Origin of the sequence: Pseudemcibacter sp. (assembly GCF_965661635.1) — a bacterium.
Taxonomy (GTDB): domain Bacteria; phylum Pseudomonadota; class Alphaproteobacteria; order Sphingomonadales; family Emcibacteraceae; genus Pseudemcibacter.
In genome coordinates, this window is sequence record NZ_CBFIEP010000126.1 from 1 (window position 1) to 4,378 (window position 4,378).

The 4,378-nt window shown below is 38.9% G+C and carries 5 protein-coding genes; 3 read left to right on the forward strand and 2 right to left on the reverse strand.

Annotated elements, in window-relative coordinates:
- On the reverse strand, window positions 1-1,079 hold a 1,079-nt coding region (nhaA, locus tag ACTF6W_RS08310; RefSeq protein WP_438994078.1), incomplete at its 3' end, for a Na+/H+ antiporter NhaA.
- A 19-nt stretch (window positions 1,080-1,098) separates the two neighbouring features.
- A complete protein-coding gene (locus ACTF6W_RS08315; RefSeq protein WP_438994079.1) occupies window positions 1,099-2,343 on the reverse strand; it encodes a sugar MFS transporter in 1,245 nt (414 codons plus the stop codon).
- 193 nt (window positions 2,344-2,536) lie between these two features.
- On the opposite strand from ACTF6W_RS08315, the gene ACTF6W_RS08320 reads away from it, so the two are divergent.
- The 3 genes from ACTF6W_RS08320 to ACTF6W_RS08330 form a co-directional block, all read left to right on the forward strand.
- Entirely contained in the window at window positions 2,537-3,460 is a 924-nt protein-coding gene (locus ACTF6W_RS08320) for a 2-hydroxyacid dehydrogenase (RefSeq protein WP_438994080.1), read from the forward strand.
- A gap of 91 nt (window positions 3,461-3,551) precedes the next feature.
- Complete coding sequence (gene efp / locus ACTF6W_RS08325) at window positions 3,552-4,115, forward strand: elongation factor P (RefSeq protein ID WP_438994081.1); 564 nt, start codon at window positions 3,552-3,554, stop codon at window positions 4,113-4,115.
- Between the two features lie 11 nt (window positions 4,116-4,126).
- A partial coding sequence (locus tag ACTF6W_RS08330) for an inositol monophosphatase family protein (protein ID WP_438994082.1) occupies window positions 4,127-4,378 on the forward strand: 252 nt, incomplete at its 3' end.

Genomic DNA, 4,378 nt, shown 5'->3' on the forward strand with positions numbered 1-4,378 from the left:
TTGCTATTCATGAATGCAAGCGAGCCGATAAAAAGGCTCATTGTATATCCGATACCGCAAAGCGCAGCCATACCGTAAAGTGTTAGCATCCCCATTTCTTTTGGAAGCTCAGTAAGACCCGCCTTAACGCCTATCCAACAAAAGCCAAACACACCGACTTGCTTTCCTATAAATAATCCCAGCATAATACCCAGCGGCATCGAATGCGTAAGATCATCAAACCCAATACCGCTTAAATTAATGCCGGAATTACAAAATGCAAAAAATGGTAATATGACAAAAGCGACTACCGAATGTAAATCATCTTCCAATGTCTTAAGCGGAGATACACTCGGATCTCTTTCACATTTAATAGGAATAAACATCGCAAGAATTACACCCGCCAATGTCGCATGAACACCTGATTTAAGCAGTGACACCCACATGACAACACCAAAAACAATATAAGTACTTTTTTCCATTACGCCTTTTTTATTTAGGTATGCGAGTGCCTCAATACAAATTGCCGAAACGATAAGCGCCGTAATTGAAATATCGCTTGTATAAAAAAGTGCAATAATGACGATCGCCCCTATATCATCAAATATGGCAAGCGACGTTAGAAATACTTTTAAACTAATGGGCACACGTGAACCGAGTAGCGAAAGAACACCCAGCGCAAATGCAATATCTGTTGCAGCCGGAATAGCCCAACCAGACACTGTGTCAGAATTATTCATATTAAAATATAAATATACGCCGGCAGGAACAACCATTCCGCCTAAAGCACCTAACCCTGGCAAAATAATACTTTTTTTATCAGAAAGCTCACCTTCCATAAATTCACGTTTTAATTCTAATCCGACAAGAAAAAAGAATAAGGCCATTAACCCATCATTGACCCATAGCAGCAGCGGTTTATCGATTTCAAGCGCACCAACTTGTACAACAACAGGCGTGTCAAGAAGCGACGCATATAAAAAACCGAATGGTGAGTTACTGAGAATAATTGCAAAAACGGCCGCTATCACAAGTAAAATCCCGCCAGCGGATTCTTTTTCTAAGAAGTTTGAAATAGAGTTACCTGGTGGCCTACTCATTTGAATTAACGCCCCTTCTTTACTTCCATTTTTTTATTTTATGTCCCTTAATAGCATAAAATAAAATAAACGCATAACAAGGGAAACAAATTGCATAGGCAAACTGCATATCACCGGTCACTAAGGTAATGCGACCAAAGCTTAGCGGGATTAATGCACCACCCGCTAGCCCCATAATAAGCAGCGATGAACCTTTAGCGGTAAATTTTCCAAGCCCATCAAGCGCAAGCGGCCAAATTGATGGCCAAACTATTGCATTCGCTAACCCCACCATCGCAACAAAGAAAACTGAATTTGGAATGATCGCAAGACCAGCCCATGACCATATAATTTCAGAAATATACGTTTCATCTATCGAACTAAATATTATACCAAATATACATAAAAGACCAACGATCGCTGATATCATTAAAGCCCCGCTTTGGCTAATGAACCGAGGGATGGCTGATACACCAATGATATAGCCAACCACCATAAATGACATGGCATAGGCCGTTAAAATTGAGAAATTCTCCATATATAATGTTGAACCGTAAAGGTTTATCGTATCACATGAAATAACCTCAACTCCAAGATAAGAGAAAATCGCCATCGACCCCAATACAACTTGTGGAAACTGGAAAATACTTTCTTTGTCATCTTCGCCGTTCGATTGTTCAAGCTGATCACTTATTTTGGGAAGCTTTGAAAAATAGACAAGCCCAATCAATAATAGAAAAACCGCTGCCATGCCGATATATGGCATAATGAGCCGTTCAGAAAGCTCTTGAATTTCCTCTTCTGAAATAACAATGATCGCAAATTCAGACGCATTGTTAACATCTGATAAAACGAGCGCTGAAAAAACAATCGGAACGGCAACGCCAGCCACCTTATTAATAAGGCCCATAATGGCGATCCGCTTTGCGGCACTTTCTTTCGGCCCCAAATAAATAACGAAAGGGTTTGATGCCGTTTGTAAGATCGTCAAACCCGTCCCCAACACAAAAAGCGCCCCTAAAAAGTAAACATAATTAATTGAATATGCCGCAGGAACAAATAAAAGCGCACCAATAACCATGATCAGAAGCCCAACGATCATGCCATTTCTATAGCCCGTATATTTGAGCACACTCGCCATGGGAAACGCCATCAATGTATAAGCAATATAAAAAGTAAAAGTTACATAAAGAGCTTCAAAATCATTAAGATTACAAACTATTTTTAAGAAAGGAATAAGCGACCCATTGAGCCAAGTTACAAATCCAAAGATAAAGAAAAGCACACAAAATACATCATAGGTATTATTTTATTACTTTTATGCTCTTTATACCGTTATTATGCACGCATCATTCCCTATATATTTAAAAACAATAAACTAATACGTTATGAATTTCAAAATATATTTTTATACGTTTAAACCCTACCTATTGGACGGAATTATGATATAAACTTTTAAACATTTAAAGGTTTTATCTATGGCAATTCTTATTCTACTTAACCAAGTTGACCCAACTTTACTTGAAACCCATCTCAAATCTCATAATGATTGCCCTGAGGTGTGTATTTGGCCCAATTGCGGCAATAAAGATGATATTGAATGTGTAATCGTTTGGAAACATGACGAAGGGGTTTTAAACGAATTTCCCAATTTAAAGCTTATCGCATCATATGGCGCCGGTGTGGAAAATATACTCAGTGATCCCGCCCTTCCCGCCGATGTGCCAATTACAAGATTTGTCGATGATACCTTATCCGATCAAATGGCAGAATTTGTGTTAGCCGCTATTTTAAATCACCGCTTACATTTAACTTATTACCGCGAACAACAAGCCGCCAGTCAATGGCGTGGCAAAGATTTTCTTACTGGTAAAAATGTGACTATTCTTGGCCTTGGTGAACTGGGTAGTACAACTGCAAAGCTACTAAATAAAAATGGATATAAAGTATCCGGCTGGAGCAGATCCGAAAAAAACATTGATGGGGTCAAAAGCTATTTCGGTAATGATCAACTTTATTTGTCCGTTGAGGACGCAGATTTCGTAGTTTGCTTATTACCATTAACCCCGGGTACAAAATATATATTAAATGCAGATCTTTTTAGTAAGATGATAAAAGGTAGCTTTCTGATAAATGTCGGTCGCGGTGATCATTTAAACGACAATGATTTAATGGATGCACTTTATAATAATCAATTATCAGGGGCACTTCTTGATGTTTTTTCAAAGGAACCTTTACCTCAAGATCACCCCTTTTGGAAACATCCGAAAATCCATATCACACCACATATTTCAAGTCCCACCGACAAAGCAAAGGTAGCTCGTCAGATACTGGATAATTATAATAGAATTTTAAGCGGATCGACCCTTAAAAATCAGGTTGATCCACAAAGATCATATTAACCCCCATAAAAATCATATTAACATTGCATATAAATGCACTTGGTGTTAATTTCCGCCCAATTGAACAATGCTCTTTTAAATAGGTGAAACCATGAAGATACCTGGCAATACTATTCGCCCCGGTTATGTAATCGAACATCAAGACAGCATTTGGGTTGCTGTTAAAATTGCGCACACTCAACCAGGTAAAGGTGGTGCCTACCTCCAGGTTGAACTTAAAAACCTTATGGATGGTCGCAAACTTAATGAACGGTTCCGGTCTTCTGAAAAAGTTGAAAAAGTGCGTCTCGAGCAAAAAAATCAAACTTTCTTATTTGAAGCCGATGGTATGTATACTTTCATGGATGCTGAATCCTATGAACAGATTGAAATTTCTGCTGAATTCCTTGGCGAAAAAGCGGGTTTCCTGCAAGATGGAATGGAAGTCGTTGTTGAATTTTATGAAACAACCCCTCTTGGCGTTGCACTTCCTGCTACTGTTGATTTAAAGGTTATGGAAACGGAACCTGTCGTTAAAGGTCAAACACAAAAATCATCAAATAAACCTGCTCTAATGGATAACGGCATGCGCGTTATGGTACCCACCTTCGTCAATCAAGACGATATGATTAAAGTGAATACTGAAGACGGCACCTATAACGAACGTGTTAAATAAGGACAATTAAAATGGCACTTCAATCTGCCCTCATTAATGTAATGGAAAAAGCCGCGCGCAAGGCTGGAAGCCGTCTGGCTCGTGATTTCGGCGAAGTGGAAAATCTTCAAGTTTCGCGTAAAGGCCCATCGGATTTCGTTTCAAAAGCCGATCTAAAGGCAGAAAAAATCATTACAGAAGAATTACAATATGCAAGACCGCAATTTGGTTTCATCGTTGAAGAAGGTGAAGATATTCCACCGACAGAAGGCAGTAATAGCGTA

Excerpts from the sequence above, each read along its gene's own strand:
- ACTF6W_RS08320 (WP_438994080.1), top strand. The coding sequence starts at position 2,537 with ATGGCAATTCTTATTCTACTTAACCAAGTTGACCCAACTTTACTTGAA.
- efp (WP_438994081.1), top strand. The coding sequence starts at position 3,552 with ATGAAGATACCTGGCAATACTATTCGCCCCGGTTATGTAATCGAACAT.